21 protein-coding genes are annotated in these 25,520 nt (G+C 62.4%); 8 read left to right on the forward strand and 13 right to left on the reverse strand.

What is annotated here, in order from left to right:
• The first annotated feature begins 1 nt into the window (after nt 1).
• Nucleotides 2-772, forward strand: a complete 771-nt coding sequence (locus tag EFB14_RS01045; RefSeq protein WP_126821967.1) for an amino acid ABC transporter ATP-binding protein — start codon at nt 2-4, stop codon at nt 770-772.
• A 70-nt stretch (nt 773-842) separates the two neighbouring features.
• On the opposite strand, the gene EFB14_RS01050 is transcribed toward EFB14_RS01045, so the two are convergent.
• Nucleotides 843-1,877 (reverse strand): aldo/keto reductase, encoded by a 1,035-nt coding sequence (locus EFB14_RS01050; RefSeq protein WP_126821969.1) that lies wholly within the window; start codon nt 1,875-1,877, stop codon nt 843-845.
• Between the two features lie 92 nt (nt 1,878-1,969).
• On the opposite strand from EFB14_RS01050, the gene EFB14_RS01055 reads away from it, so the two are divergent.
• The gene (locus EFB14_RS01055; RefSeq protein WP_126821971.1) at nt 1,970-2,872 is read left to right on the forward strand and encodes a LysR family transcriptional regulator; all 903 of its coding nucleotides are present in this window, start codon (nt 1,970-1,972) and stop codon (nt 2,870-2,872) included.
• Nucleotides 2,873-3,085: 213 nt separating this feature from the next.
• Nucleotides 3,086-4,180 carry an AbrB family transcriptional regulator gene (locus EFB14_RS01060; RefSeq protein WP_126821973.1) on the forward strand — a complete coding sequence of 365 codons (1,095 nt, stop codon included), beginning with the start codon at nt 3,086-3,088 and terminating at the stop codon, nt 4,178-4,180.
• Here the strand turns inward: EFB14_RS01060 and EFB14_RS01065 are convergent.
• A complete protein-coding gene (locus tag EFB14_RS01065; RefSeq protein ID WP_126821975.1) occupies nt 4,140-5,051 on the reverse strand; it encodes an AraC family transcriptional regulator in 912 nt (303 codons plus the stop codon). The genes EFB14_RS01060 and EFB14_RS01065 overlap by 41 nt on opposite strands.
• A gap of 35 nt (nt 5,052-5,086) precedes the next feature.
• Here EFB14_RS01065 and EFB14_RS01070 point away from each other — a divergent pair, with 35 nt between their 5' ends.
• Entirely contained in the window at nt 5,087-5,494 is a 408-nt protein-coding gene (locus EFB14_RS01070; RefSeq protein WP_126821977.1) for a DUF2000 family protein, read from the forward strand.
• Nucleotides 5,495-5,560: 66 nt separating this feature from the next.
• On the opposite strand, the gene EFB14_RS01075 is transcribed toward EFB14_RS01070, so the two are convergent.
• From EFB14_RS01075 to EFB14_RS01100, 6 genes are all read right to left on the reverse strand, one after another.
• The gene (locus EFB14_RS01075) at nt 5,561-6,226 is read right to left on the reverse strand and encodes a YiaD family glycine zipper/OmpA-like lipoprotein (protein WP_125843625.1); all 666 of its coding nucleotides are present in this window, start codon (nt 6,224-6,226) and stop codon (nt 5,561-5,563) included.
• 306 nt (nt 6,227-6,532) lie between these two features.
• Nucleotides 6,533-7,531, reverse strand: a complete 999-nt coding sequence (locus EFB14_RS01080; protein ID WP_125843624.1) for a flagellin N-terminal helical domain-containing protein — start codon at nt 7,529-7,531, stop codon at nt 6,533-6,535.
• 271 nt (nt 7,532-7,802) lie between these two features.
• Nucleotides 7,803-10,958, reverse strand: a complete 3,156-nt coding sequence (locus tag EFB14_RS01085) for an efflux RND transporter permease subunit (protein WP_126821979.1) — start codon at nt 10,956-10,958, stop codon at nt 7,803-7,805.
• Nucleotides 10,955-12,154, reverse strand: coding sequence for an efflux RND transporter periplasmic adaptor subunit (locus EFB14_RS01090; protein WP_126821981.1), 1,200 nt, complete (start codon nt 12,152-12,154; stop codon nt 10,955-10,957). The genes EFB14_RS01085 and EFB14_RS01090 overlap by 4 nt, the downstream gene beginning before the upstream one ends.
• 243 nt (nt 12,155-12,397) lie before the next feature.
• Nucleotides 12,398-13,306 carry an adenylate/guanylate cyclase domain-containing protein gene (locus EFB14_RS01095; protein ID WP_126821983.1) on the reverse strand — a complete coding sequence of 303 codons (909 nt, stop codon included), beginning with the start codon at nt 13,304-13,306 and terminating at the stop codon, nt 12,398-12,400.
• Between the two features lie 170 nt (nt 13,307-13,476).
• Entirely contained in the window at nt 13,477-14,163 is a 687-nt protein-coding gene (locus EFB14_RS01100) for a TetR/AcrR family transcriptional regulator (protein WP_126821985.1), read from the reverse strand.
• A 172-nt stretch (nt 14,164-14,335) separates the two neighbouring features.
• On the opposite strand from EFB14_RS01100, the gene EFB14_RS01105 reads away from it, so the two are divergent.
• A complete protein-coding gene (locus EFB14_RS01105) occupies nt 14,336-14,824 on the forward strand; it encodes a RidA family protein (RefSeq protein ID WP_125843619.1) in 489 nt (162 codons plus the stop codon).
• 59 nt (nt 14,825-14,883) lie between these two features.
• Here EFB14_RS01105 and EFB14_RS01110 read toward each other — a convergent pair whose 3' ends face one another.
• The 5 genes from EFB14_RS01110 to EFB14_RS01130 form a co-directional block, all read right to left on the reverse strand.
• Nucleotides 14,884-15,276 carry a GFA family protein gene (locus EFB14_RS01110; protein WP_126821987.1) on the reverse strand — a complete coding sequence of 131 codons (393 nt, stop codon included), beginning with the start codon at nt 15,274-15,276 and terminating at the stop codon, nt 14,884-14,886.
• 130 nt (nt 15,277-15,406) lie between these two features.
• The gene (locus EFB14_RS01115) at nt 15,407-16,957 is read right to left on the reverse strand and encodes a SpoVR family protein (protein ID WP_126821989.1); all 1,551 of its coding nucleotides are present in this window, start codon (nt 16,955-16,957) and stop codon (nt 15,407-15,409) included.
• Nucleotides 16,954-18,228: a YeaH/YhbH family protein gene (locus tag EFB14_RS01120; protein ID WP_125843615.1), complete on the reverse strand. Its 1,275-nt coding sequence runs from the start codon at nt 18,226-18,228 to the stop codon at nt 16,954-16,956. The genes EFB14_RS01115 and EFB14_RS01120 overlap by 4 nt, the downstream gene beginning before the upstream one ends.
• 12 nt (nt 18,229-18,240) lie before the next feature.
• Nucleotides 18,241-20,184: a PrkA family serine protein kinase gene (locus tag EFB14_RS01125; protein ID WP_126821991.1), complete on the reverse strand. Its 1,944-nt coding sequence runs from the start codon at nt 20,182-20,184 to the stop codon at nt 18,241-18,243.
• A gap of 429 nt (nt 20,185-20,613) precedes the next feature.
• Nucleotides 20,614-21,090 carry a VOC family protein gene (locus tag EFB14_RS01130; protein WP_126821993.1) on the reverse strand — a complete coding sequence of 159 codons (477 nt, stop codon included), beginning with the start codon at nt 21,088-21,090 and terminating at the stop codon, nt 20,614-20,616.
• Between the two features lie 255 nt (nt 21,091-21,345).
• On the opposite strand from EFB14_RS01130, the gene EFB14_RS01135 reads away from it, so the two are divergent.
• The 3 genes from EFB14_RS01135 (at nt 21,346) to EFB14_RS01145 (ending at nt 25,511) form a co-directional block, all read left to right on the forward strand.
• Complete coding sequence (locus tag EFB14_RS01135; protein ID WP_126821995.1) at nt 21,346-22,227, forward strand: glyoxalase; 882 nt, start codon at nt 21,346-21,348, stop codon at nt 22,225-22,227.
• Between the two features lie 38 nt (nt 22,228-22,265).
• A complete protein-coding gene (locus EFB14_RS01140) occupies nt 22,266-22,943 on the forward strand; it encodes a YoaK family protein (RefSeq protein WP_126821997.1) in 678 nt (225 codons plus the stop codon).
• 87 nt (nt 22,944-23,030) lie between these two features.
• Nucleotides 23,031-25,511 carry an ATP-dependent helicase gene (locus EFB14_RS01145; RefSeq protein WP_126821999.1) on the forward strand — a complete coding sequence of 827 codons (2,481 nt, stop codon included), beginning with the start codon at nt 23,031-23,033 and terminating at the stop codon, nt 25,509-25,511.
• The last annotated feature ends 9 nt before the right edge of the window (nt 25,512-25,520 follow it).

Below are 25,520 nucleotides of genomic sequence, written 5' to 3' on the forward strand. Positions count from 1 at the left end.
CATGAGCAAGGTACTTCTCGAAATTCAGGGGCTTCACAAGCAATATGGCCCCGTCGAGGTGTTGAAGGGCGTCGACTGCACCATGCAACAGGGAGAGGTGATCTCCATCATCGGCTCCTCCGGCTCCGGCAAGACGACGATGCTGCGCTGCATCAACATGCTGGAGGACTTCCAGGGCGGCCACATCCGGCTCGATGGCGAAGAGATCGGCTATGAGCAGTCCGGCGGGGTGCGCCGGCGCAAGAGCGAAAAGGAAATCGCCCGTCAGCGGGCGCTGACCGGCATGGCCTTCCAGCAGTTCAACCTGTTTCCACATATGACGGCCGCCCGCAACGTCATGCTCGGCCTCGTCAAGGTCAAGAAGATGCCGCGCGACGAAGCGCGAGCGGTCGCAGAAAAGTGGCTCGACCGCGTGGGCCTGGCCGCCCGCGCCGACAATTATCCTGGCCAGCTCTCCGGCGGCCAGCAGCAGCGCGTCGCCATCGCCCGCGCCATTGCCATGAACCCGCGGCTGATGCTGTTCGACGAAGTCACGTCGGCGCTCGACCCTGAGCTCGTGGGCGAGGTGCTGCAGGTCATCAAGGGGCTCGCCGCCGACGGCATGAGCATGCTGCTCGTCACGCACGAAATGCGCTTCGCCTACGAGGTCTCCTCCCGCGTGATCTTCATGAACCAGGGCGTGATCTGCGAGGAAGGAGATCCGAAGGAAATGTTCGCGCAGCCAAAGACGCAGCGTCTCGCGGAATTCCTGAAGACATCCAGTTTCAACTGATGGGCAGTTCAATTAACGGGACGGGACTGAGGCCGCACGGCCTCAACCCCGGCTGTGCAAAGACTCCGGCTCAGACAATCGGCGGATTGAGCCGCGCGAAGCCCTCCTGTCGCCGATAAGGGAAATAGGGATAGGGCGCAGTGACCGCGCTGACGGCATCGAGCCTTTCGATCTGGTCTTTCGACAGGCTCCAGCCGACCGCATCGAGGTTCTGCCGCAGCTGCTCCTCGTTGCGCGCCCCGATGATGACGCTCGACACCGTCGGCCGGCCGAGCAGCCAGTTGATGGCGATCTGCGGCACGGTCCTGCCGGTCTCCGCCGCAATGGCGTCGAGCACCTCGACGATGTCGAACAGCTTCTCGTCGTCGACTGGCGGGCCGTATTGCGCCGTCTCGTGCAGCCGACTTGCCTTGGGCAGCGGCTCGCCGCGACGGATCTTGCCGGTCAGCCGACCCCAGGCGAGCGGGCTCCAGACGAGCGCGCCCACACCCTGGTCGGCGCCGAGTGGCATCAGCTCCCATTCATAGTCGCGCCCCGCCAGCGAATAATAGACCTGATGGGCGACATAACGCGGATACCCGTGACGCTCGGCGGCTGCGAGCGACTTCATCAGTTCCCAGCCGGCAAAGTTGGAAACGCCGACATAGCGGATCTTGCCTGAGGCAACGAGGCCGTCGAGTGTCGACAGCACTTCCTCGACCGGCGTCGAGGCATCGAAAGCATGAAGTTGCAGCAGGTCGATGTAATCAGTGCCGAGCCGGCGCAGCGCATCCTCCGTCGCCCGGATCAGCCGCGCCCGCGACGTGCCCCAGTCCTGCGGACCCTCGCCCATCGGCAGCGCTGTTTTCGTCGAGATCAACACGGCATCGCGCCGGCCGCGGATCGCCTGGCCGAGCACCTCTTCGGAAGCGCCGGCAGAATAGACGTCGGCCGTATCGAAGAGATTGACGCCGGCTTCGAGGCAGATGTCGACGAGCCGCCGTGCCTCCTCCCCTTCGGTGTTGCCCCAGGCGCCGAACAGCGGACCGCTGCCGCCGAACGTGCCCGCGCCGAAGCTCAAGACCGGCACTCTGAGGCCGGATGCGCCGAGATTTCTATATTCCATGGATCTGTCTCCTTTGTTTCCTCTGAGATAGACCCGACGCCATCGTTGATATAGATTGCCTGAAAGAAAATCATCTGTGACTTGAATTCATCATGAGTCGTCAGGACATCAACCGTTCCGGGGAAATGGAAGTCTTCGTCAGCGTCGTCGAGCGCGGTGGCTTCTCCGCGGCCGCGACAGCCCGGCGCATGACGCCGTCGGCCGTCAGCAAGCTCGTCGCCCGAATGGAGGTGCGCCTCGGCGCCCGCCTTGTCAATCGCTCGACCCGCAAGCTGCAGCTGACGCCGGAAGGCTGCGCCTTCTATGAGCGCAGCATCGCCATCCTTGCCGATATCGCCGAGGCCGAACGGCAGGCATCATCGGGCGAAGAGGCTTCAGGGCGCATCCGCATCAACACCAGCGGCTCCTTCGGCAATCATGTGCTGGCGCCGCTCGTGCCCGCCTTCATGGCGCTTCATCCCGCCGTGACGCTCGATATTTCCCACACCGACAGGATCGTCGACCTGATGGAGGAGCGTGCCGACGTTGCGATCCGCGCCGGTCCCTTGAAGAATTCCAGCCTGATCGCCCGCAAGCTCGGCGCCACCGGCAAGCGCATCGTCGCCTCTCCCGATTATCTCAAGCGCCACGGCGAGCCGCGCACGCTCGCCGATCTCCGCAGCCACTGCCGCATCGGCTTTTCCTATGCCCGCGCCGTCGAGGGCTGGCCGATGCGCGAGGACGGCGAAACGGTGACGGTGCCGATCACGCCGGGCGTGCAGGTCGCAGACGGCGAAGCCATGCGCCACCTCGCGCTGTCAGGCGCCGGCCTTGCCCGTCTTGCCACCTTCACCGTGCGCGCCGATATCGATGCCGGCCGGCTGATGACGGTGATGGAAGAGGCCAATCCCGGCGACATCGAGGAATTTCACGCCCTCTATATGGGCCAGGGCGGTCCGCTGCCGGCCCGCGTGCGAGCCCTGCTCGATTTCCTCGCCGGCCATGTACGCCTCTGATGAGAAAACAATGACTTGAAGGCAGCCGCTTGAACCAAATTCGCATGGCAGGCCGCCGGGAAGCCAGATTTCGCAATTGACCGGGTTTGTCGCACCCGCCTATACCGAAACTGCGCCAGCCGGCCCTTGCGGCCGGCCTCTCTTCGTCATGCCGGAGCGTCCTCCCATCTCCAGCCTCAGGGCTTGGCACCGGCCAGGAAAGATACGAGGATCATGCCACTCAGCGACACACGCCGCCTGCTGCGCGACGCGGGCCTGCCGAAATGGGCGCTGCTGCTTGCGCTCTCCACCGCCCTCACCGTCTTCCTCGAACTCTTCGCCCTGCCCGCTTCGCTGCTGATCGGGCCGATGGTCGCCGCCATCCTTCTCGCGCTGACCGTCGGCAAGGGAAAGCTTCGCGTGCCGCTACTGCCGCTGCAGTTCGGCCAGGTCCTCGTCGGCCTCATGATGGCGCGCACCATCACTCCCGATATTCTCGGCGCCATGGCGAAGGACGCGCCGCTCTTCCTGCTGTTCGTCTTCTCCGTCATCGCCATCGCCACCGGCCTCGGCTGGCTCCTGACGCGCTGGCAGGTGCTGCCGGGAACGACCGCCGTCTGGGGCTCCTCGCCGGGTGCTGCCTCCGCCATGGTCATCATGTCGGAAGCCTATGGCGCCGATGCCCGTCTCGTCGCCTTCATGCAGTATCTGCGCGTCGTCTTCGTCGCCGTCGGCGCTTCGGTGATCTCGCGCCTGTGGGTGGCGGCCGACGGCACTGAGCCGCCGCCGCTTGTCCTCTTTCCCGCGGTCGACTGGCCGGCCTTTGCGGCGACCATCGTCTTTGCCGGCTTTTGCGCCTATGGCGTGCGCCGCCTGCGCATCCAGGGCGGCATGATCATCGTGCCGCTCTTTCTCGGTGCCTTCCTGCAGGGCATCGGCCTCTTGAAGATCGAGCTGCCGATGTGGCTGCTTGCCATCGCCTACGCGCTCGTCGGCTGGAGCATCGGCCTGCGTTTCACCCGCTCGATCCTCAAGCATGTGGCGCGCGCCCTACCGCGTGTATCGGCCTGCATCGTGCTGCTGATGGCGCTCTGCGGCTGCATGGCGGCGGCACTTCACGTCTTCGCCGGCATCGATCCGCTGACCGCCTATCTCGCCACCAGCCCCGGCGGCGCCGATTCCGTCGCCATCATCGCCGCGTCAAGCAATGTCGACGTGCCCTTCGTGATGGCAATGCAGACCGGCCGCTTCCTTGTCATTCTGCTGATCGGCCCGACACTCGCCCGCTTCATCGCCCGCCGCTCCGGCCTTGCGGAAAACCCGGCCTGAAGCGCCGCTCAGCGTTATGCGCGAGGGTTGCCCATTGGCCGGGCGTCATGCCGTAGGCCTTCTTGAAATGGCGGTTGAGATGGCTCTGGTCGGCAAAGCCGGTTGCCGCCGCCACGTCGGATATGCCCTCGCCCGCGCCGATCATCGCGCGCGCTTGTTGCAGCCGCCGCATCAGAAGGTAGCGGTGCGGGCTGGTGGCGAAGGCCGCCCGGAAATGCCGCGACAGCGCAAAACGGTCGAGCCCTGTCACCGCCTCCAGTTCCAGGGAATGCACCGCCCGCGTTGCATGCGCTTCGAGATAATCCCGCGCCGCCCGCGCCTGCCGCCAGGCGACGCCGCCGAGAGGCCGGCGTGGCAGGCGCGCATGCCGCGACAGCCCGCCGGTCACCCGGCTGACGAAATCGTCGACGAAAAGCTCGTCCAATTCGCGATCGAGTTCACTGAGAGCGGCAAGCAGCACACCCGCCAGCGCGGGATCGCCGATGACGGGCTCGTCCACGAAAGGCAGGCCGACACCGTCCGCCTCCAGGCATTCGAGCAGCAGCGACGGCTCGAGATAGAGCATCCGGTATTGCAGACCGTCCTCGGTCCCTGCCCCGCCATCATGCTCCTCATCGGGATGCAGCACGATTACCTGCCCCGGCAGGCTGAAACGCCGCTTACCGCGATAGCGGAAGGTTTGCACGCCCTTCAGCGTCACGCCGAGCGCATAGGTATCATGCCGGTGCGGCTCAAAGGCATTGCCCGAGAACTGCGCGCCAATGCGCTCGATGCCGGGAAAGGCAGGCGCCGTCAGGATGCCGTTGCCCGATGGCGCCGCGCACAAACGTTCAAGACCTTCGAAGACCTGCGGATGTAGATCCTGGCTCAAACTCCATGCCCCGTTGAGAGGTGAAAGACCGTCCGATGTTTGATACCAAAATTGCCGTCGTCCTGCGAAACAATCTTGCCGGCTGGCAGAAGCTGAACGTCACCGCCTTCCTGATGACAGGCATTGCCGGCAGCCATCCCGAAATCATCGGCGAACCCTATAGGGACCGCGCCGGCAATCTCTACAATCCGCTGTCGATCCAGCCGATCATCGTGCTTTCCGCCGATGAGGCGACGATATCGTCCATCCATCGCCGCACGCTGGAACGCGATGTCACGGCATCGCTCTTCATCGAGGAGATGTTTGCAACCGGCCACGACACGGCCAACCGCGCCGTCTTTGCCGAATATGCGCCCGAAGACGCCAAGGTCGTCGGCATTGCGCTGCGCGCCGAAAAGAAGATCGTCGACAAGATCACCAAGGGCGCAACGATGCAGCACTGACGGAATGTTGGAGATGAAAAAGGCCGGGCAATGACCCGGCCTTCTTGTCGTCTGAAAAGCGTAGGATCAGCCCTGCGTGATCGGAGCGATCTGGATCTCGACGCGGCGGTTCTGGGCGCGGCCAGCTTCGCTCGCATTGGAGGCGACGGGCTGGGACGGGCCGAAGCCGACGGCCGAGACGCGGCGCTGGTCGATGCCCTGGCCGCCGAGATAATCGGCAACCGAAAGCGCGCGGCGCTGCGACAGGTCCTGATTGTGCTGCAGGCTGCCGGTCGAATCCGTGTGGCCGTTGACGTCGATCAGCGTGCGGTTGAACTTGCGCAGTACGATCGCTACCGAATTCAGCGTCGGATAGAAGCCCGGCTTCACCGCATCCTGGTCGACATCGAAGGTGATGTTCGAAGGCATGTTGAGAATGATGTTGTCGCCGTTGCGGGTCACCGAAATGCCGGTGCCTTCGAGCTGGGCGCGAAGCTCGGCTTCCTGCTGGTCCATGTAGTTGCCGATCGCGCCGCCGGCCAGAGCCCCGATGCCGGCGCCGATCAGCGCCGCATTGCGCTTGCCGTGCCCGCCGCCGCCGACGGCCACACCGACGAGGGCGCCACCGAGCGCGCCGAGCGCCGCGCCGCCCGCGGTATTGGAAACCTTCTGCTCACCGGTATAGGGATCGGTCGTCGTGCAGGCGCTGAGATAGCTTGCTACGACAGCCAGAAGTACGAATTTCTTGATCATGGACAGGACGGTCTCCGTTCAAAACTGATGCGAGCAAATGGCAAGGATTACGGCAAGAAAATGAAGATCTTCTCTTGATAGGGGAATTTTAGGCGCCAAAACAGCAGCCATGTTGCAGCAATGCGCTGATATCACCAGTTTTAGTGGATCGGCGGGGCTCACGCGCCGGCAGGGTGCGACGATCAGCCCTCATGGTGAGGGTGAGGAACGGTCCGCGGAGCGGTGCAATCGATCCAGTGAATCGATTGCAGTGACGAACCGGGGGCCGTCTCGAACCATGAGGGCGGGTGGCCGGGTGATCGAAGGTTAGAAGTTCTGGAACAGCTGCCTGACCGTGTCGTACGAGGCGTTGGCGATGTTGAGCGATTGCAGGCCGAGTTGCTGCTGCGTCTGCTGCGCCTTGAGCTTGCTGGACTCCTCCTCCATATCGGCATCGACGAGCCGGCCAATGCCGGCGGTGATGTTGTCGTGCAGTTTGGTGGCGAAGTCGTTCTGCAGGTTGATGCGCCTTTCCAGCGCACCGAAGGCCGAACCGACCGTCGTCAGCTGTGACAGCGCGGCATCGACGACGCTGATCATCTGGCCGATCTGGCCCTTCGTCATCCCTGACGCCACCGAGATCACTACCTGGCCTGTCGTGGTGCCGTTCTTGCTCGTCATCAGCACATAGTCCTGCGAAGCGCCGAGTTCGGTGGCGAAATAGGCCGATGTCAGCACGCCGTATTCGCCCGACCCCGTGGCGCGGTCGTCGATCAGATAGCGCGCATCCTTGGAGGACGTGGCCCCGACCGGCGTCGTGTCGATATGGTAGCTGAGCATACCCACAGAGACCGTCCCGTCGGAATTGCGGATGAAGGAGGCCGGGATCTGGCGCGGCTGCGTCGGCGTCGCGTCGTCGTTCAGGATCACCCAGTTGTCGCTGTTGAAGGTCGCCGATTCCGACACGCTGCGCAGTTGCTCCTGCAACTGCTTGATCTCTTCGTTGATCTTGTTCTTGTCGATGCCATCTTCAGTTGCGGCAACCAGCTTGGCCTTGATCTCGGAGACGACGTCGATGACGTTCTGGACACCGGTATAGGCCGTCCCCATCGTGGCGGCCGCCATGCCAAGCGCATCCTGGACTGCCGAAAGCGCCTTATTGTCGGTGCGTGCGGTGGTGGCGATCGACCAGTAGACGGCGTTGTCACTGGCTTTGGCGACGCGCATGCCCGTCGTGATGTGGTTCTGCGTAACCGTCATCTTCCGATTGGTATCGCGCAGCACGTAAAGCGCCGCATCCACGGAGGTGCGCTGATAAATACTCACGGAACTAAACTCCAAAACACAACAAACGCAAACTGCACAAAAAATGAACCGCGCCGCGCGGACACTCATGTCCTGGGCCGCTGGAATCCCAGCGCATCGGCCTTCAGGAAACGAAGAAGACCCGTCGGTTGCTGGTAACAATCATTGCGGGTTATGCTTAAAAAACGGCTAATCTTCAGAGCTAATTTAGTTTATTTCGCAAGACTTCGTACACCATGAGAAACGCCGCCGGAAAAGATCCGGCGGCGTTCTTTCAAATCGATGCAAAGCCTTATTCGGCCGCCTGAAGCTGTTCTTTGCCGGCTGCCGCGCGCGGGCGCGTGGCGATCGACATCTCCTCGTGCAGGCGCGCTTCCTCATGGGCATGCGGCTTGGCGAAGCGGGCAAGCAGGAGATAGGCGACCGGCGTGATGAACAGCGTCACCAGCGTCGCAAAGCCGAGACCGCCGACGATCACCCAGCCGAGCGCCACGCGCGCTTCCGCACCGGCCCCATGCGCAAAGACCAAGGGAACACCCCCAAGAATGGTCGCGATCATCGTCATCATCACCGGGCGCAGGCGAAGCGCGCAGGCCTTCTCGATGGAAGAGCGCACATCCTCGCCGCGGTCGCGCAGCTGATTGGCGAATTCAACGATCAGAATGCCGTTCTTCGCCATGACGCCGACCAGCAGCACCAGGCCGATCTGGCTGTAGATGTTGAGGCTCGATCCGGTGATAACAAGCGCAAAGACGGCGCAGGCAAGGCCGAGCGGCACCGTCGACATGATGATCAGCGAGGACAAGACACTCTCGAACTGCGCGGCGAGCACCAGGAAGATGATGACGATGGCGAAGCCGAAGGTCAGCGCCATGCCGTTCGAATTCTCTTCCAGCGTCGCGGCTTCCGCAAGCGGCACCAGGCGTGAGCCCGGCGGCAGCAGCGGCTCGGCAAGCGAGGTCACCTGTTTCACGGCATCGCCGAGCGACATCCCATTCTTGAGACCGGCAGTGATCGCGACGGAGGCGAGCTGCTGCTCGCGGTTCAGCTGCGGCGCGACCGACCCTTCCGTCATCGTCGCGATCACAGACATCGGCACGATCTTGCCGTCGCCGGTCTTCAGGAACACGTTTTCGAGGTCGGTCGGGTCGTCGATCGGCCGCGTCGTCGAAGTCAGCAGCACGGGATAGGATTCGCCGCCAACGAAGACGTCGACCACCGAGCGCCCTTCGAGCAGCGACTGGATCGCCGTCGAAAGCCCGGTGATGTCGATGCCGAGATCCGAGGCGCGCTCGCGGTCGATCGCAACCGACACCTGCGCCTGGGTAGGCTCGTTGGTCAGGCGCGGCGTATCGTACCGGCCGGTGGCGTCGAGCGCCTGCACCAGCTTGGCGGCAGCCGCCGTCAGCGCCTCGTGGTCGTTACCAACAAGCGCCATCTGCACGCCGCTGCCGGCGCCGCGGATGCGCAGGCTGTTGGAGGAGATGGCGTTGCCGCGCAGCGCCGGCACCCTCGCGGCCGCCTGGTTGATGTCGCCGACAATCTCAGCCTGCGTCCGGTGGCGCTCTCCCCAGGGCGCAAGCGTCAGCACCATGAAACCGCTATTCAAAGAACCGCCCTGGCCGGAGATCGAGAAGACGTTGCGGATGTCGCGGCTGTCGACGAGTGGCTGCAGATATTCCTCGAGGAGCTGCATCTTGTCGCGAGTATATTCAAGGCTCGATCCCTGCGGCGTCGTCAGCCGCATCATCACCATCGACCGGTCCTCCTCCGGCGTCAGCTCGCTCTTGACAGTCGAGAAGGCGATGAGGGCCGCGCCGGCAAACATCACCGAGAAGAGGATGACGACGAAAGGCGCGTTGAGGCAGCCGTGCAGCGCCCATTTGTAGAGGCTGGCGAAAGCGCCGCCGACACGGCCGAGCGCGCCGTGATCCTCGATCATCGGCTTCGTCAGCATGCGAGAGGCAAGCACCGGGCACAATGTCAGCGCCACGATCGACGACAGGCCGACCGAGAAGGCGAGCACGAAGCCGAATTCGCGGAAGAGGCCGCCGACCTGCCCCGGCAGGAAAGAGAGCGGGATGAAGACTGCCGCCAGCGTCGCCGTCGTCGCGATGACAGCGAAGAACACCTCGCGCGTGCCGAGCACGGCGGCCGCGCGCGGCCCCATGCCTTCCGCGCGCCGGCGCACGATGTTTTCGAGCACCACGATCGCGTCGTCGACGACAAGGCCGGTCGCCAGCACGATGGCGAGCAGCGTCAGGATGTTGATCGAGAAGCCGACCATGTAGATCGCAGCCAAGGTGCCGATCAGCGCTACCGGCATGCTGACCGCCGGGATCAGCGTCGCCCGCCAGTCGCGCAGGAAGAGATAGATGACGGCGGTGACGATGACGGCGGCGAGTACCAGCGCCAGCACTACCTCATGGATCGCACCATCGATGAAGACGGCGTCGTCGCTGGTGATCGCGATCGTCGTGCCCTCGGGTAACGTCTTCGACAGCTGCTCGACGGCAGCCTTGATGCCGGTCGAGATATTCAGCGTATTCGACTGCGCCTGGCGGATGATCCCGAGGCCGATGCCCGGCTTGCCGTTCGAGCGCAGCGCCGTCTCGCCGTCACGGGGCCCGAGCGTCACGGTCGCAACGTCGCCGAGCCGGACGCGGTCCTGCAGCATGACATTGGAAAAATCCGCCGGTGTCTGCAGGTTGGCGGTGGCGCGCACGACGATATCCTGCGTATTGCTCTTCAGCGAGCCGGCCGGAACATCAAGCGCCGCATTGTCGAGCGCCTTGATCAGATCGCCGATGGTGAGCCCGCGGCTTGCAAGTGCGCCCTGGTCGACATCGACGCGAAAAACCTTCTCCTGGTCGCCATATTCCTCGACGTCGGCGACGCCGTCGACGGAAGCCAGCCGATCGACCACCTCGTTCTCGACGAGCTGCGTCAGGTCGTCCATGTTGAGCTTGGTGGAGGTGACGGCAAGGCGCATGATCGCCGAAGAATCCGAATCCGCCTTGACGATCTGCGGCGCATCCGCCTCATCGGGCAGGTTCTGGGTGATGCGGCCGATCGCATCGCGCACATCGTTGGCGGCGACCGAGAGGTCGATCGCATCGGAGAATTCCAGCGTCACCCGGCTCTGGCCGAAGGAAGAGGTCGACGAGATCGACTTCAGCCCGCTGACGCGCGCCACCGCACCTTCGATCACCTTGGTCAGTTCCTGGTCGATCGTCTGCGGCGATGCCCCGTCGAATGTGGTGCGCACGGTAACGACGGGACGGTCGACATCCGGCAATTCGCGGACTTCGACGCCGATATAAGCCGCAAGGCCGGCGACGACCATCAGCGTATTGAACACCAGGGCGAGGATCGGCCGGCGAACGAAAAGCGCGGTGAAGCTCTGCTTGCCCGACGCCCTATCCTGAGGCATCTCGGTCACGCTCATTGGGTCGTCACCTCGCCGTTCGAGGCGACATCGGCGGAAACGCGAACCGCCCCACCCTCACGCACGCGCTGCAGGCCCTGCGTCACGATCTTGTCGCCATCCTTGAGGTCGGCGTTGACGAGCACGAAATCGGGATTGCGCTGCACGATGCTGACCCGCACCTTGTGCGACTTGTCGTCGGTCACCCGCCAGACGAAGGAGCCTTGAGAATCCCATTGCACGGATTGCGGGTCGACCGCCGGATATTTGTCGCCGGGAAATTTCATGCTGACGTTGAAGGACATGCCGGCGCGCAGCTCATCCGATGAATTGTCGATCCGGGCGCGCAGGCGCAGCGTGCGGCTTGCCGCGTCGATGCGGTTGTCGACGGCCTCGACCGCGCCTGAAAACATCTGCCCCGGCCTTGCGACCGACATGGCGTCGACCGGCTGGCCGACCTTTACCGTATTGGCGAAACGCTCCGGCACCCAGAAGTCGACGAGGATTTCCGAACGGTCGTCGAGCGTGACGATCTGCGTCGTCGTCGTGACATTGTCGCCGATATTGACGGGCACGATTCCGACGATGCCGTCGATCGGGGCTATGATGTTGCGCCGCGCGAGATTGAGTTCGGCGGCCTGCAGCTGCAGCCGCGCGCCCTGCTCGGCAATCTCGGAATCGAAGACATCCATGCGCGACACGCTGGATTTGATGTTGTGATAGAGATTGGATTTCTCGACGGCAGCCCTCACCGCCACGTCTGCCTGGCCGCGGGCGATCACCTGCTCCTCGCTGTCGAGCTTGGCGAGCACCTGGCCGGCCTTCACCATGTCGCCCGATTTAATCAGGATCTCGCGGATCGTGCCCGTTGCCTGCGGCGTCACCGCGACCGAGCGGATCGCATCCCCCGTGCCGATGGCGTTCAGCCGGTCGTTGACGACGCCCTGGACGACCGCCTGCGTCGCGACCAGAATGGCGCTGCTGCGCCCGCCGCCGCTGCGGCGGTTCTGTCCCTGTCCCTGCTGCTGCCCTTCGGCCCGCGGAGAACCGCCGGCATCCGCATTCTCCTTGGCTTTCGGCGCAATCTTGGAAACGAGACTATCGGGAATGCCGGCATTGCGCATCGTGTCGCCTGCGTCAGGCGCAAAGAAAACCCACGCGGAAAAACCGGCAATGATGACGATGAGCGAAAGTGCAAGCTGCTTCCAAAAAGCCATTCACGTCTCCGGAGGGACTCGAGGTTGGACCAGGGTCGGTCGAAAGAGGCGCTGCGGGACCAGGTTATCCACCGGGTGCGACAATATCGCGCTTTTGCAGCTTAGCGGCAAGCATAAGCACCCGCATTACCGATTTGTAATATCAGCGAAGAATGGAAATAACCCGGCCGCTCACTTTTGCTTGATCGAACCGCGCAAACGTCTTCGACGCCGCCGGTTTATCGGCGAATATCGTGCGGAAATCTATCGGCGCATCGACCAGCGCAGGCCGCTCACCGCGGCCACCCCCAGTATCGGCCACACCGCCCAGAACGTGCCGCTCCAGGTGAAGAGGTTGATGCAGATGAAGCCGAGCGCCAGGATCGTGAGCGCGGCCAACCTGCGATCGAAACGCGTCTGGGAACGATTCCAGGCAAGCGCTGCAATGACAGCGAAGGCAAGCACCGGAAAGTGCGCCCAGAAAACGCCGTCCCACGTCAGGAGATTGATGCCGATGAGCGCGGCGGAGACGACGCCGAGCACGGCAAACGATCTGCGCCTCTGCGGCACCGGCTGCGGTTCGGTCATAACGGCGGCCGGCCGCGGCGGTCGCGCGGCGGACCGTTCTGCAGGCTGCACGTCGTTGCTTGCATCGCCAATTCTCACCGCATAGCTCGGCACGCCCTCATCGACGTTCTTCACCGCCAGCGGCCCGAGAAACTCGAAACCGACAGCCACCTTGTTGCGAACCTGGTCGTAGACGGTACTCGAAATGACGATACCGCCGGCCGTGGCCGACGCCTGCAGCCGCGCGGCGATGTTGACGCCGTCGCCATAAATGTCGTCGCCTTCGACGATCACGTCGCCGAGATTGATGCCGATGCGGAAAAGCATGCGCCCGTCGCTCGGGCGGCTGGCGTTGAAGCCGGCCAGTTCGTTCTGCGTATCGACAGCCGCGCGCACCGCCTCGACGACGCTTGGGAAATCGGCGATCAGCCCATCGCCCCAGGTGTTGATGACACGGCCGCCATGGCTTTCGATGAGGCGCCCCATCGCCTCCCGGCAACGCTTCAGGCTCGCAAGCGTCCCCTCCTCGTCGGCGCCCATCAGCCGTGTGTAATCCTGCACGTCAGCACAGAAGATCGTCGTGAGCTTGCGCCGCGTTTCATCCATGGTCTTTCGCCCCCGCGCCATCCGCTCCGGAAAGATCACTGCAAAGGCCGAACCTGCTTGAATGGAAATCATGCGGGCGATTGCAGCGGTGCTAGGTTACTAAGCCTTTGTGTTCGTTGCTACCGATAATTGCTGGGCGTCGATGCGGCATGCAGCGTTGGCTGCGGCGTTCAATATTTCGGAGCGAGCCCATCGAGCAGGAAGTCGAGACCCTTCCTGAAAACGCCATCCCAATCATCATCGAGCAGCAGACGAGAGCGTTCGATTGTCGGGTAGTGTTCGCTGAGGAGCGCAAGGCGCTGCTGCGCGGCGGCCATATCGTCGTCCGAGAGATCGAAGCTCGCCCGGGTGACGGTAGCGCCGATCACATAATTCCAGAGCGACCATATCGCGACGTTCAAATCCGCGTCGGCGACGCCGGCTCCTGACAAGGTCCTGCTCAGCATTTCCAGGCGCCTGAGGATGTTCGGCCCGAGCGCCCGGCGCGGCAGCAGCGATGCCGACCAGGGATGGCGCAGCATGCCGGCGCGCCAGTCCAGAAGCATATGAACGACTTCCCCGCGCCAGCCTTGAGAGGGAGCTATTTCAGGCGGCTCGCGATATTCGAGCACCGAGTCGAGCGCCAGATCGAAGACTTGCTCCTTGTTGTCGACGTGCCAATACAGGCTCATTGCGCCAGACCCGAGGCGATCGGCGAGCCGGCGCATCGTCAATCCATCGATACCATGGGCGTCCAGCAGTTCCACCGCGGTCGCCACGATCCGTTCCAGGGAGAGAGCCGGATCATGGCGCGGCTGCTCGGCGGACCGTGTCCGTTGAGACCGCTTGCTCTGAGCGCCGCTGCGTTTGCCTGCCATCCATCTTCCCTGCCGATCCGGAGCCGATTTAAGCCGACAACACGGGGATTGTCGATCCCGAACAGTTGACTCGTACGGCGTACGAGATAATTGATGGTACAGTGTACGATTAACTTCAATCCTGCAGCCGCGGGGGTATCTTGCCCGCGGCCCTCAGAACCAAGGGGAAATCATGTCACGCGCAATCAAGCATCTGCTCATCGGAGGGCTAATCATCATGACCATGGGAGTTTTCAATGCGGCGACAGCGAGCGAGAATGATCTCAAGCTGACCATCGTCAATCCGCAAAACCTCTACGACCCGACGCCGAACGGCTACAGCACGGCGGTGATTGTGCCCAGCGAAGCCCGCTTGGCCTACATCTCCGGACAGGGCGGCCAGGACAGCACCGGAGCCTTATCGCCCGACTTCGCCGTCCAGGTGAAACAGGCCTACGCGAATTTGCACGCGGCCCTCGATGCGCTCGGCGCGAAGCCGGATCAGGTCGCCAAACTCACGGTCTTCGTGGTCGATCACGACATGTCCAAGCTTGAGGTGCTGACCAGAAACGTCAAGGACATGTTCGGCGAGAGGCTGCCGGCGCAGACCCTCATTCCCGTCCCGAAGCTGGCAATCGACCCGATGCTCTTCGAAGTCGAAGCCGTTGTCATTCTGAAGTAGCGGCGGCAAGGCCATACGCCTCGGTTCCCTCGCGACGCCGTTGCAGCGATCGCGGGGGCCTATTCCTCGAAGCGTCCCGTGGCGTCGCGATCGTGGTCGTATCGTCGGGCAAGCGGAAACGGCGGCAGCCAGGACTCGCGACGAACCGTCCAAAGTTCATAAGTCGGCATCAGTTGGTCAGGCGCGTCGAGGGATCCCAAGTTCACTTCGATTTCATCAGCGGAGCGAGAGAAAACCGACGAGCCGCATCGGGGACAGAAAAACCGCCCGGCATAATCGCGCGTTTTGCCCTCGATCGTCACCGCATCCTGAGGGAATATCGCGGAAGCGTGAAAAAGCGCGCCATGATGCTTGCGGCAATCAAGACAATGACAAATGCCGACCCGGTACGGGCGCCCCGATGCCACAATCCGGACATTGCCGCACAGACAGCCGCCCGTGAACCGGTCCATCTGCGTCTCCTCCAAAATGAAACGGACGGAACGTCTACGGTCCCATCGTTACATTCATGATAGCTATCGCGATGTGACCATCAACTGGCAGCCATCAAAAGCGAGACGTCTCAGCGAAAATTTCAGCCGATCACTGAACGATCTTGCGCGGGCTCGCCGTGTGCTCTCTTGCCACGACGTTGGAACCGTCGATTTCCTGGAGCAATACGTCGTAGCCCCAGAGATCGGCAAGATGCTGCAGCACGAGCTTCATGTCGGCTTCCTGGAGATAGCAGTCGTTCACGACGATGTGCTGCAAGAGCAGGCGGCGGTCGCCGGCGAGGTCGACGTCGACGATGTCGATTGCCGGATCTGTCCAGCCGATATCGTATTCGCGCGAGAGCTGGCGGCGGATGCGGAGATAGCCGCGCTCGTTGTGGATTGCCGAAACCAGCACCCCTTCGGTCTGATCCGGATCGTCATAGAGATGGAACAGCCGCAACTGTCGGATAAGGTTGGGGCTCAGGAACTGGCTGATGAAACTCTCGTCCCGGTAATTGGCCCAGATGTCGCGCAGGACGCCCATCGCGTCGCCGCGTCCTGCGATATCGGGAAACCACGCGCGGTCCTCTTCCGTCGGCTTCGTAACGATCCTCTCGATGTCCTGCATCATTGCAAAACCGAGTGCATAGGGGTTGAAGCCTGAGAAGCGTCGGTCGTCGTAGTTCGGCTGGAACACGACATTGGCATGCGACTTCAGGAATTCGAGGAAGTTTCCATCGCTGATCTGCCCGCTTGCGTGAAGCCGGTTCATGATCTGGTAGTGGACGTAAGTGGCGGTTCCCTCGTTCATCACCTTGGTCTGCCGCTGAGGATGGAAATATTGTGCGACATGGCGGACGATGCGAAGAATTTCGCGCTGCCACGGCTGCAGCCGCGGCGCGGATTTCTCGAGGAAATAAAGGATGTTGTCCTGTGGGAGACCGAGGGCGGCGCGGCGCTTTTCAAGCCCTAAGTCGCCCGCCTTCTTGGTCTTGCCGACGGGAACCGTGCGCCACAGGTCGTTGAACATCTGCTCCTCATGAGCGCGGCGCTCCTGCAGCCGCTTCTCCTCCTGGCGAAGGTCGAGGGTATTCTTGCCGGCATATCGATGCACGCCGTGCGACATCAGCGCATGCGCCGCGTCGAGCGTGCGCTCCACGGCCACCTCGCCATAACGTTCCTCGCAGCGGGAGATATAGCCCTTGGCGAAATCGAGATAATCGAGGATGCCCTCCGCATCGGTCCAGAGCTTGAAGAGATAGTTGTTCTTGAAGAAGTGGTTATGGCCGAAGGCGGCGTGCGCGATGACGAGCGTCTGCATCGTCGCCGTGTTTTCCTCCATCAGATAGGAGATGCAGGGCGAGCTGTTGATGACGATCTCGTAGGCAAGGTCGCGCATACCGCGGCGGTAGAAGGTTTCGTGATGGGCGAAGTGCTTGCCGAAGGACCAATGGCGGTAGAAGAGCGGCATGCCGGTCGATGAATAGGCATCTAGCATCTGCTCCGACGTGATCACTTCGATCTGGTTCGGGTAGACATCGAGGCCGAGTTCGCCGAGCGCGATTTCCTCGCAGGCATCGTGGATGCGCTGCAGCGTTGAAAAGTCCCAGTCGGCACCTTCGAACAGACGCAGTTCTTTCGGCCTCAGCGTGGTTGTCATGGCGTCACCCTCGACTGTGCGTCACGTTTCTGGAAGAGATCGTGGAAGACGGGGAATATCTCGCCTCGCCGGCAGACCTTGCGCATCGAGAGCGGCAGGAGATCGGACCGGATCCCCTCATAGAGCAGCCAGAGAGGCGACCGGGATATCGAGGAGTCGCCGCCCTCTTCGCCAACTTCGATATAGGCGAAATACTGGCAGAGCGGCAAAATTTCCTGCAGCAGATGGCCGGTCAGGTTTCCGTCCGAATGGGCGTTGTCGCCGTCCGAGGCCTGGGCGCCGTAGATGTTCCACTCCGCCGGATCGAAACGCGCCGCGATGATCGCCCGCATTGCCGCCAGCGCACTGGAGACCAGCGTGCCGCCCGTCGCCGGACCGTAGAAAAAGGTTTCCTCATCGACCTCCTCGGCCCTGTCGGTATGGCGGATGAAGACGATCTCCACTTTCTTGTAGCGCCTCGACAGGAAGAGGTAGAGCAGCAGGTAGAACCGCTTGGCGAGGTCCTTCATATGTTCCGACATGGAGCCGGAGACGTCCATGAGGCAGAACATCACCGCCTTTGCCACTGGCTTCGGCTCGTTTTCGAAACGGCGATACCGGACATCGAGCGGATCGATATAGGGAATGCGCCGGCTTTTTTCCGTCAGGGATTTGAGTTTTGCCTCAAGCGCCAGGCGGCTCTCGTCGTCCTCGCATTCCTCGATCTGCCGTTGCAGGGCTTCGATTTCTTCGCGGCGCGGACGATGAAGCGCGACACGGCGCATCATCGCGAGCCTGGTCGTGCGACCGACGGCGATGTTGGCCGGCGATCCCGACACGGAATAGCCGGCCCGGAAGGGCGTTTCCTCCTCGGTTTCTGCCAGGCGCCGCTTGGCAAGGTCGGGCAGTTCCAGATCGTCCAGGAACACATCGAGGAATTCCTCGCGCGTCAGCACGAAACGGAAGCCGTCCTCGCCGTCGCCTTCGCCCGCATCCTTGGGTTTTCCGCCTCGGCTGCCGGGCGGGCGCGGAAGAATGTCGCCTTCGACGAAGGCCCTGTTTCCAGGCAGGATATGATCGCGGATGCCGCCGTCGCCCCTACGCAAGCTCGGTTCGGCCATTCCATCGATCGGCAGGCTGATTTCCCCGCCGTCGAGCACATCACGGATGTTACGGTTTTGCAGAGAACGTTTTACCGCCTGCTGCACGGCGCCCTTCATGCGTCGAAGGAACCGCTGCCGATTTTCCAGACTTTTACCGCGCGGATTTAGCCGCCGGTCGACAATGTGCATAATGGCTCCGCATTAGCTTGCCTGTTTGACGCGCATGTACCATTCCACAAGGCGTCGAACCTGCCTCTCGGTGTAACCCCGCGCGGCCATGCGCGAGACGAATTCGCTGTGCTTCTTTTCCGTTTCGGAATCTTTCTTCGATCCGAAGGAAATGACCGGCAAAAGATCCTCGACCTGCGAGAACATTCGCTTTTCGATGACCTCCCGGATTTTCTCGTAACTCGTCCATGACGGGTTCTTTCCGCCGTTGGCTGCCCGCGATCTCAAGCAGAACTTGACGATCTCGTTGCGGAAATCCTTCGGATTGGCGATCCCCGCCGGCTTTTCGATCTTCGTCAGTTCCTGGTTGAGGAGCTCGCGATCGAGAAGCTGGCCGGTATCGGGATCCTTGAAGTCCACGTCCTCGATCCAGGCATCGGCATAATCCACATAGCGGTCGAACAGGTTCTGTCCGTAGTCCGCGTAGGATTCAAGATAAGCCTTCTGGATTTCATTGCCAATGAACTCTGCGTAACGCGGCGCAAGATCGGCCTTGATGAATTCCAGATAGCGCTTCTCGACGTCGTCGGAAAACTGCTCGCGGCGGATCGATTGCTCCAGCACATACATCAGATGAACCGGATCGGCGCCGATGTCGGTGGTGTCGTGGTTGAAGGTAGAGGCGAGCACCTTGAAGGCGAAGCGCGTCGATATGCCGTCCATGCCCTCATCGATGCCGGCCGCATCCCGATATTCCTGGACGCTGCGGGCGCGCGGATCCGTCTCCTTCAGGCTCTCGCCGTCATAGGTGCGCATCTTCGAGAAGAAGGTCGAATTCTCGTGTTTGCGCAGGCGTGAAAGCACGGAGAAGCGGGCGAGCATTTCAAGCGTCGCCGGCGCACATGGCGCGTCCGCGAGTTCCGATCCCTCGATCAGCTTTTCGTAGATCTTCTGCTCTTCCGTCACGCGCAGGCAGTAAGGCACCTTGATCACGCAGATACGGTCGATGAAGGCCTCGTTGTTCTTGTTGGCCTTGAAGGTCTGCCATTCCGCCTCGTTCGAATGCGCAAGGACGATGCCGGAGAAGGGTATGGCGCCGATATTCTCGGTGCCGATATAGTTGCCTTCCTGCGTCGACGTCAGCAGCGGATGCAGCATCTTGATCGGCGCCTTGAACATCTCGACGAATTCGAGGATGCCCTGGTTGGCGCGGTTGAGACCTCCCGAATAGCTGTAGGCATCGGGATCGTTCTGCGAATACGTCTCCAGCTTCCGAATATCGACCTTGCCGACCAGCGAGGAGATATCCTGGTTGTTCTCGTCTCCGGGCTCGGTCTTGGCAATCGCGATCTGGCGCAGCCGCGACGGCTGTATCCTGACGACGCGGAAGCGGGAAATATCGCCGCCGAAATCATCGAGCCGCTTCAGGCACCACGGGCTCATCAGCCCGTTCAGGCGCCGCAGCGGAATGCCGTATTGCTCCTGGAGAAGCGACCCCATGGTTTCCGGGTCGAAGAGATTGAGCGGGCTTTCGAAAACGGGGCTGATCTCGTCGCCCGCTTTCAGCACATAGATCGGATGGATTTCCATCAAAAGCTTCAGCCGCTCCGCCAGCGACGACTTGCCGCCGCCGACCGGGCCGAGGAGATAGAGGATCTGCTTGCGCTCCTCGAGCCCCTGCGCGGCGTGGCGGAAGAAGGAAACGATGCGTTCGATCGTCTCTTCCATGCCGTGGAAGCCGGCAAAGGCCGGATAGATCCGGATGGTCCTGTTCATGAAGATCCGCCCGAGGCGCGCGTCCTTGGCGGTGTCGACCATTTGCGGCTCGCCGATCGCGGCGAGCAGACGCTCGGTCGCATTGGCGTAGGCGATCGGTTCTTTCTTGCAGAGATCGAGATATTCCGCGACCGACATGTCGGCCTCGCGGCGCGCTTCATAACTGCGGGTGAACGCATCGAATACGGATTCGCTCAGCATGGGCCCTCCATCAAGGTTATGCCACAGGCTTCAGGTGTCCCTATAACCATCGAGATGGCCACGACGTTCCTGAGAATCAATAGTTTCGTTAGTATATTCCACGCTCACCGGCCGTTTCTAGCAATGCACGAAATTGTGCATCCACCGGTTCTTTATTTACTCTACGAAACTGTTGATCAGTATAGTTGAGAAAGGCGTAGTCGCGGTATCAGCACATTTCACGACGTGACAAGAAGATCGAAAAGGTGTGCAATGTCGCCCGTGATTCGAGAATTCGAAAAATCAGCGATCGGCAGCCTGTAAGGCCGCCTCGACCGGGCCGGCAGCGATGTGCGAGGCCATGCGGCACCCTGAAATTGGGGATATTCTATTAGGAAGCGGGCGCATGACGATCATGCGCCCGCTATTCTGATTCTCTGCCGCCGCCTCTCAGCCGTTGAACGCCTTCTCCAATGCGGCAACATCGATCTTGACCATGCCGAGCATCACCTCGGTTACGCGCTTTGCCCGCTCGCGATCGTCGCCGGCGATCATTTCAGAGAGTGCGCGCGGCACGATCTGCCAGGAAAGACCCCAGCGATCCCTAAGCCAACCGCAGGCCTCGGGCGTGCCGCCATTGGCAAGGAAGGCATCCCATATCCGATCGATCTCGGCCTGGCTTTCCAGGAGAATGGCGATTGAGAAGGAATGGTTGAAGCTGTCGAGCGGACCGGCCTTCATCGCCAGGAAGGCCTGGTCGCCGAGGGTGAACTCGATCAGCTCGACGCTGCCGGGAGGCCCGCTCGGCGTTTCCGCCGGCAGGATGGTGGTGCGGCCGATCCTGGAATCGGGGATGACGGACACGTAGAATTCGACGGCTTCGCGGGCTTCCTCCGCAAACCAGAGATTTGAAACGACCTTCGGCATGAAACAGTCTCCTTGTTGACGGGCATTGATCCGGACCGCTGTCCGATGCTCCAAGGACGTTCCCGCCGCCCCGATCCCGACACCCCAGCCATTGGAATTTTCATCCTGCTTTCGCCGCCTCGACGACCCTGACGACGGTCGCCAAAAAGAGAAAGACGCGCTAAGGACGCCCTGGCACTGCGCAGAATCCTTTCCGAGAATCGATTCCGGTTTTCGCGGCTATGCGCTGGGCACCCGTGTCAAAGGAGATCTCGCATGCCTCGCCTGCCGCTAACCCTTGTTGCTCTTCTCGGTCTGGCCGCTTCTCCTGCTCTCGCCGTCACCCCGCAATTCGGCGTCGGCGCGCAATATGACACGACCCATGTCTATGTCGCGCCCGGCGACGTGGACGCCTTCGTCAAGAGTTTCCTCGCCACCTTCGGCGGCGCCAGCACCAAGCAGGTGACGGCAACGGTCACGCCGACACCGAGCAGCACCACCTCGCAACTCTTGCGGACGCCGGTCGGCGCCGTCTCGCTCTTCGGCTTCAAGACGCCGATCCCCTATCCCTTCGGCGCTGAACGATCAGGCTATCTCGTTACCGATCTCGACAAGGCGGTCGCTGCGGCAAAGTCGGCCGGCGCCGACATCATCGTTGCGCCTTTCCAGGATCCGATCGGCCGCGACGCCGTCATCCAGTGGCCGGGCGGCGTCAACATGCAGCTCTATTGGCACACGACGGCGGCCAATTATCCGGCTTTGACGACGATCCCGGAAAACCGGATCTATGTCTCGGCTGAGCGTGTCGCCGCCTTCACCCATGATTTCATCGCCTTCTCCCATGGCAAGGTGGTCTCCGACGATCCGAAGGCACCAGGCATCGAGATCGGCCGGCCGGACGAGACCTTCCATCGCCTGCGCATCGAATCCGTCTTCGGCCGCATGACCGTGCTCGTCACCGACGGCCACCTGCCCTTCCCCTATGGCCGAGACACGACCGGCTACGAGACTTCAGATCTCAATGCGACGCTTGACAAGGCGAAGGAGAGCGGCGCCCAGATCCTCGTCGAACCCTACCAGTCGGGCGATCGCAGGGCGGCGATGGTGGAATTCCCCGGCGGCTATATTGCCGAAATCCACACCGTCGCGGCAAAGTAATCCGAACCGATCCCTGCCCTCGCGAAACGGACACGACGATGCGCCCAGCCCTTCCCGTCCTGCTGAGCCTGACCGGCGGTTATGTCGATACAGCAGGTTTCCTCGCCCTCGGCGGCCTCTTCCCTGCCCATGTCACCGGCAATTTCGTGACGCTCGGCGCGGCCCTTGCCCACGGCACGTCTGGTATCATCGCCAAGCTGCTGGCGCTGCCAGTCTTCTGCCTGACGGTCCTCGTGCTGCGTTACGTCAACCGGCGCTTCGAGGTGCCGGATCAGCGCAGCCTGAAGATCTTGCTGGCCTTCAAACTGGTTTTCCTGATCGTCGGGGGCGCCTGCGCCATCGCTCTTGCACCCTTCACCAATCCGGACGGCTTTCCGCTCGTCTTCACCGGCATGCTGCTGGTCGTCGCCATGGCGATCCAGAACGCCGCCCACCGCATCCACCTGCCGCAGGCCCCGCCGTCGACGCTGATGACCGGCACCACGACACAGATCATGATCGATCTCGCCGACCTCGCCAACGGCGCGGACGGAGACACGGGCAAGACCCTGCGCGGACGCCTCGGCCGCATGGTGATCGCGGTTTCCGCCTTCGCGCTCGGCTGCGGCCTGGCCGCCCTGCTTTATACTATCGTGGGAACCTGGTGCTTCGCGCTGCCGCCGCTCTTTGCCGTTGTCTCGCTCGGCCTCGCGCTAACCCCGCAGCAGGCTGCCTGAGCAATAGCCGCTGGATAGCGCCGGTTCAGGAATGAAAGCAGAACATCTTTTCTGGTCTTTCCTTCCCGAATCACTACATTACGCGCCATGAGCAATAGTTTCGACGATATTCCCTTCTTCGACGAAGAGCCGGGCGAGGCGCCGCGCAAGCAGCAATCCCCTCAGGCACCCGCCGGAAGGGTACCCGCCGCTGGTGGCGGCATCGCCGCTCGCGCCATGGCCGCCCGCGACGGCGGCAAGCGGCCGGATTATCTCGCCGGGCTGAACCCCGAGCAGACGGAAGCCGTCGAAACGCTGGAAGGCCCGGTGCTCGTGCTCGCCGGCGCCGGCACCGGCAAGACGCGCGTGCTGACGACCCGCATCGCCCATATCCTCAACACAGGCCGCGCCTTCCCCTCACAGATCCTCGCCGTCACCTTCACCAACAAGGCCGCCCGCGAGATGAAGGAGCGCATCGCGCTGCTCGTCGGCGGCGCCGTCGAAGGCATGCCCTGGCTCGGCACCTTCCACTCGATCGGCGTCAAGCTTCTGCGCCGCCACGCCGAACTCGTCGGCCTGAGCTCCGATTTCACCATTCTCGATACCGACGACGTCGTCCGACTGATCAAGCAGCTGATCCAGGCCGAGGGACTCGACGACAAGCGCTGGCCGGCCAAGCAGTTCGCCGGCATGATCGACACCTGGAAGAACAAGGGCCTCGGCCCCGCCGATATCCCCGAGGGCGATGCCCGCGCCTTTGCCAATGGCCGGGGCCGCGACCTCTATTTCGCCTATCAGGCGCGCCTCTCGACGCTGAACGCCTGCGATTTCGGCGACCTCTTGATGCATCCGATCGCGATCTTCCGCAAGAACCCGGATCTCCTGAAGGAATATCACGGCCGCTTCCGCTACATCCTCGTCGACGAGTACCAGGACACCAACACCGCCCAGTATATGTGGCTGCGGCTCCTCGCCCAGCGCCCCAAGGGCGAGCCGCAGAACGTCTGCTGCGTCGGCGACGACGACCAGTCGATCTATGGCTGGCGCGGCGCCGAGGTCGACAACATCCTGCGCTTCGAAAAGGATTTCCCCGGCGCCAAGGTCATCAAGCTGGAGCGCAATTACCGTTCGACGGCCCATATCCTCGGTGCAGCCGCCCATCTCATCACCCACAATGAAGGCCGCCTCGGCAAGACGCTCTTCACCGATCGTTCCGATCCTGACGACGTCAAGGTGCAGGTCCACGCCTCCTGGGATTCGGAGGAGGAAGCCCGCGCCATCGGCGAGGAGATCGAGCAGCTCCAGCGCCAGAAGCATCTCTTGAACGACATGGCGATCCTCGTGCGCGCCTCCTTCCAGATGCGTGAATTCGAAGACCGCTTCGTCACCCTCGGCCTGAACTACCGCGTCATCGGCGGCCCGCGCTTCTACGAGCGCCTCGAAATCCGCGATGCCATGGCCTATTTCCGCCTGGTCGCGCAACCGGCCGACGACCTCGCCTTCGAGCGCATCATCAACACACCGAAGCGCGGCCTCGGCGATACGACGGTGCGCGCGCTGCATGATTATGCGCGCGCCCGCGACATTCCGATGCTTGCGGCAGCCGCTGATATCATCGAGACGGACGAGCTGAAGCCGAAGGCGCGAAAAGCCCTCTTCGACGTGATTCAATCTTTCCGCCGATGGCAGGAACTGCTTGAAAACACACCGCATACCGAACTTGCCGAGCAGATCCTCGAAGAGTCCGGCTATACTGACATGTGGAAAAACGACAAGAGCGCCGAAGCGCCGGGCCGCCTCGAAAACTTGAAGGAACTCATCCGCTCGATGGAAAGCTTCGAGTCGATGCGCGGCTTCCTCGAGCACGTCTCGCTCGTCATGGACGCAGAAACCAACGAGAACCTCGACGCCGTCTCGATCATGACGCTGCATTCGGCCAAGGGCCTGGAGTTCGACACCGTCTTCCTGCCCGGCTGGGAAGAAGGGCTCTTCCCGCACCAGCGCTCGCTTGACGAAAGCGGCCGCGCCGGCCTGGAGGAAGAACGCCGCCTCGCCTATGTCGGCATCACCCGCGCCAAGCATCGCTGCCACATCTGGTTCGTCTCCAACCGCCGCATCCACGGGCTCTGGCAATCGACCCTGCCCTCGCGCTTCCTCGACGAACTGCCGGAAACCCATGTCGAGGTCGCCGAGATGGAGCAGAGCTACGGCGGTTACGGCCGCGGCGGCTACGGCCAGTCGCGCTTCGACAAGGCCGAACCCTTCGCCAATTCCTACTCCACCCCTGGCTGGAAACGCGCCCAGGCGAACAAATCAGACGCCACCCGCGACAACTGGGGCACCCGCTCCGGCCACGCCGTCGAACGCATCGGCTATGGCGAAAGCGGCCCGAAAGGGCGCACGATCGACGGCGAGCTGGTGGCGAAATCCACCTCGTCGGAACCGTCGCGTTTCACCCTCGGCGACCGCGTGTTCCACCTGAAATTCGGCAACGGCAACATCACCGGCATCGAAGGCAATAAGCTGACGATCGAGTTCGACCGGGCTGGACAGAAGCGGGTACTGGACGGATTTGTGGAGCGCGTCTGAGCTCGTATT

This window comes from Rhizobium fabae, from assembly GCF_003985135.1.
Classification (GTDB): Bacteria; Pseudomonadota; Alphaproteobacteria; order Rhizobiales; family Rhizobiaceae; genus Rhizobium; species Rhizobium pisi.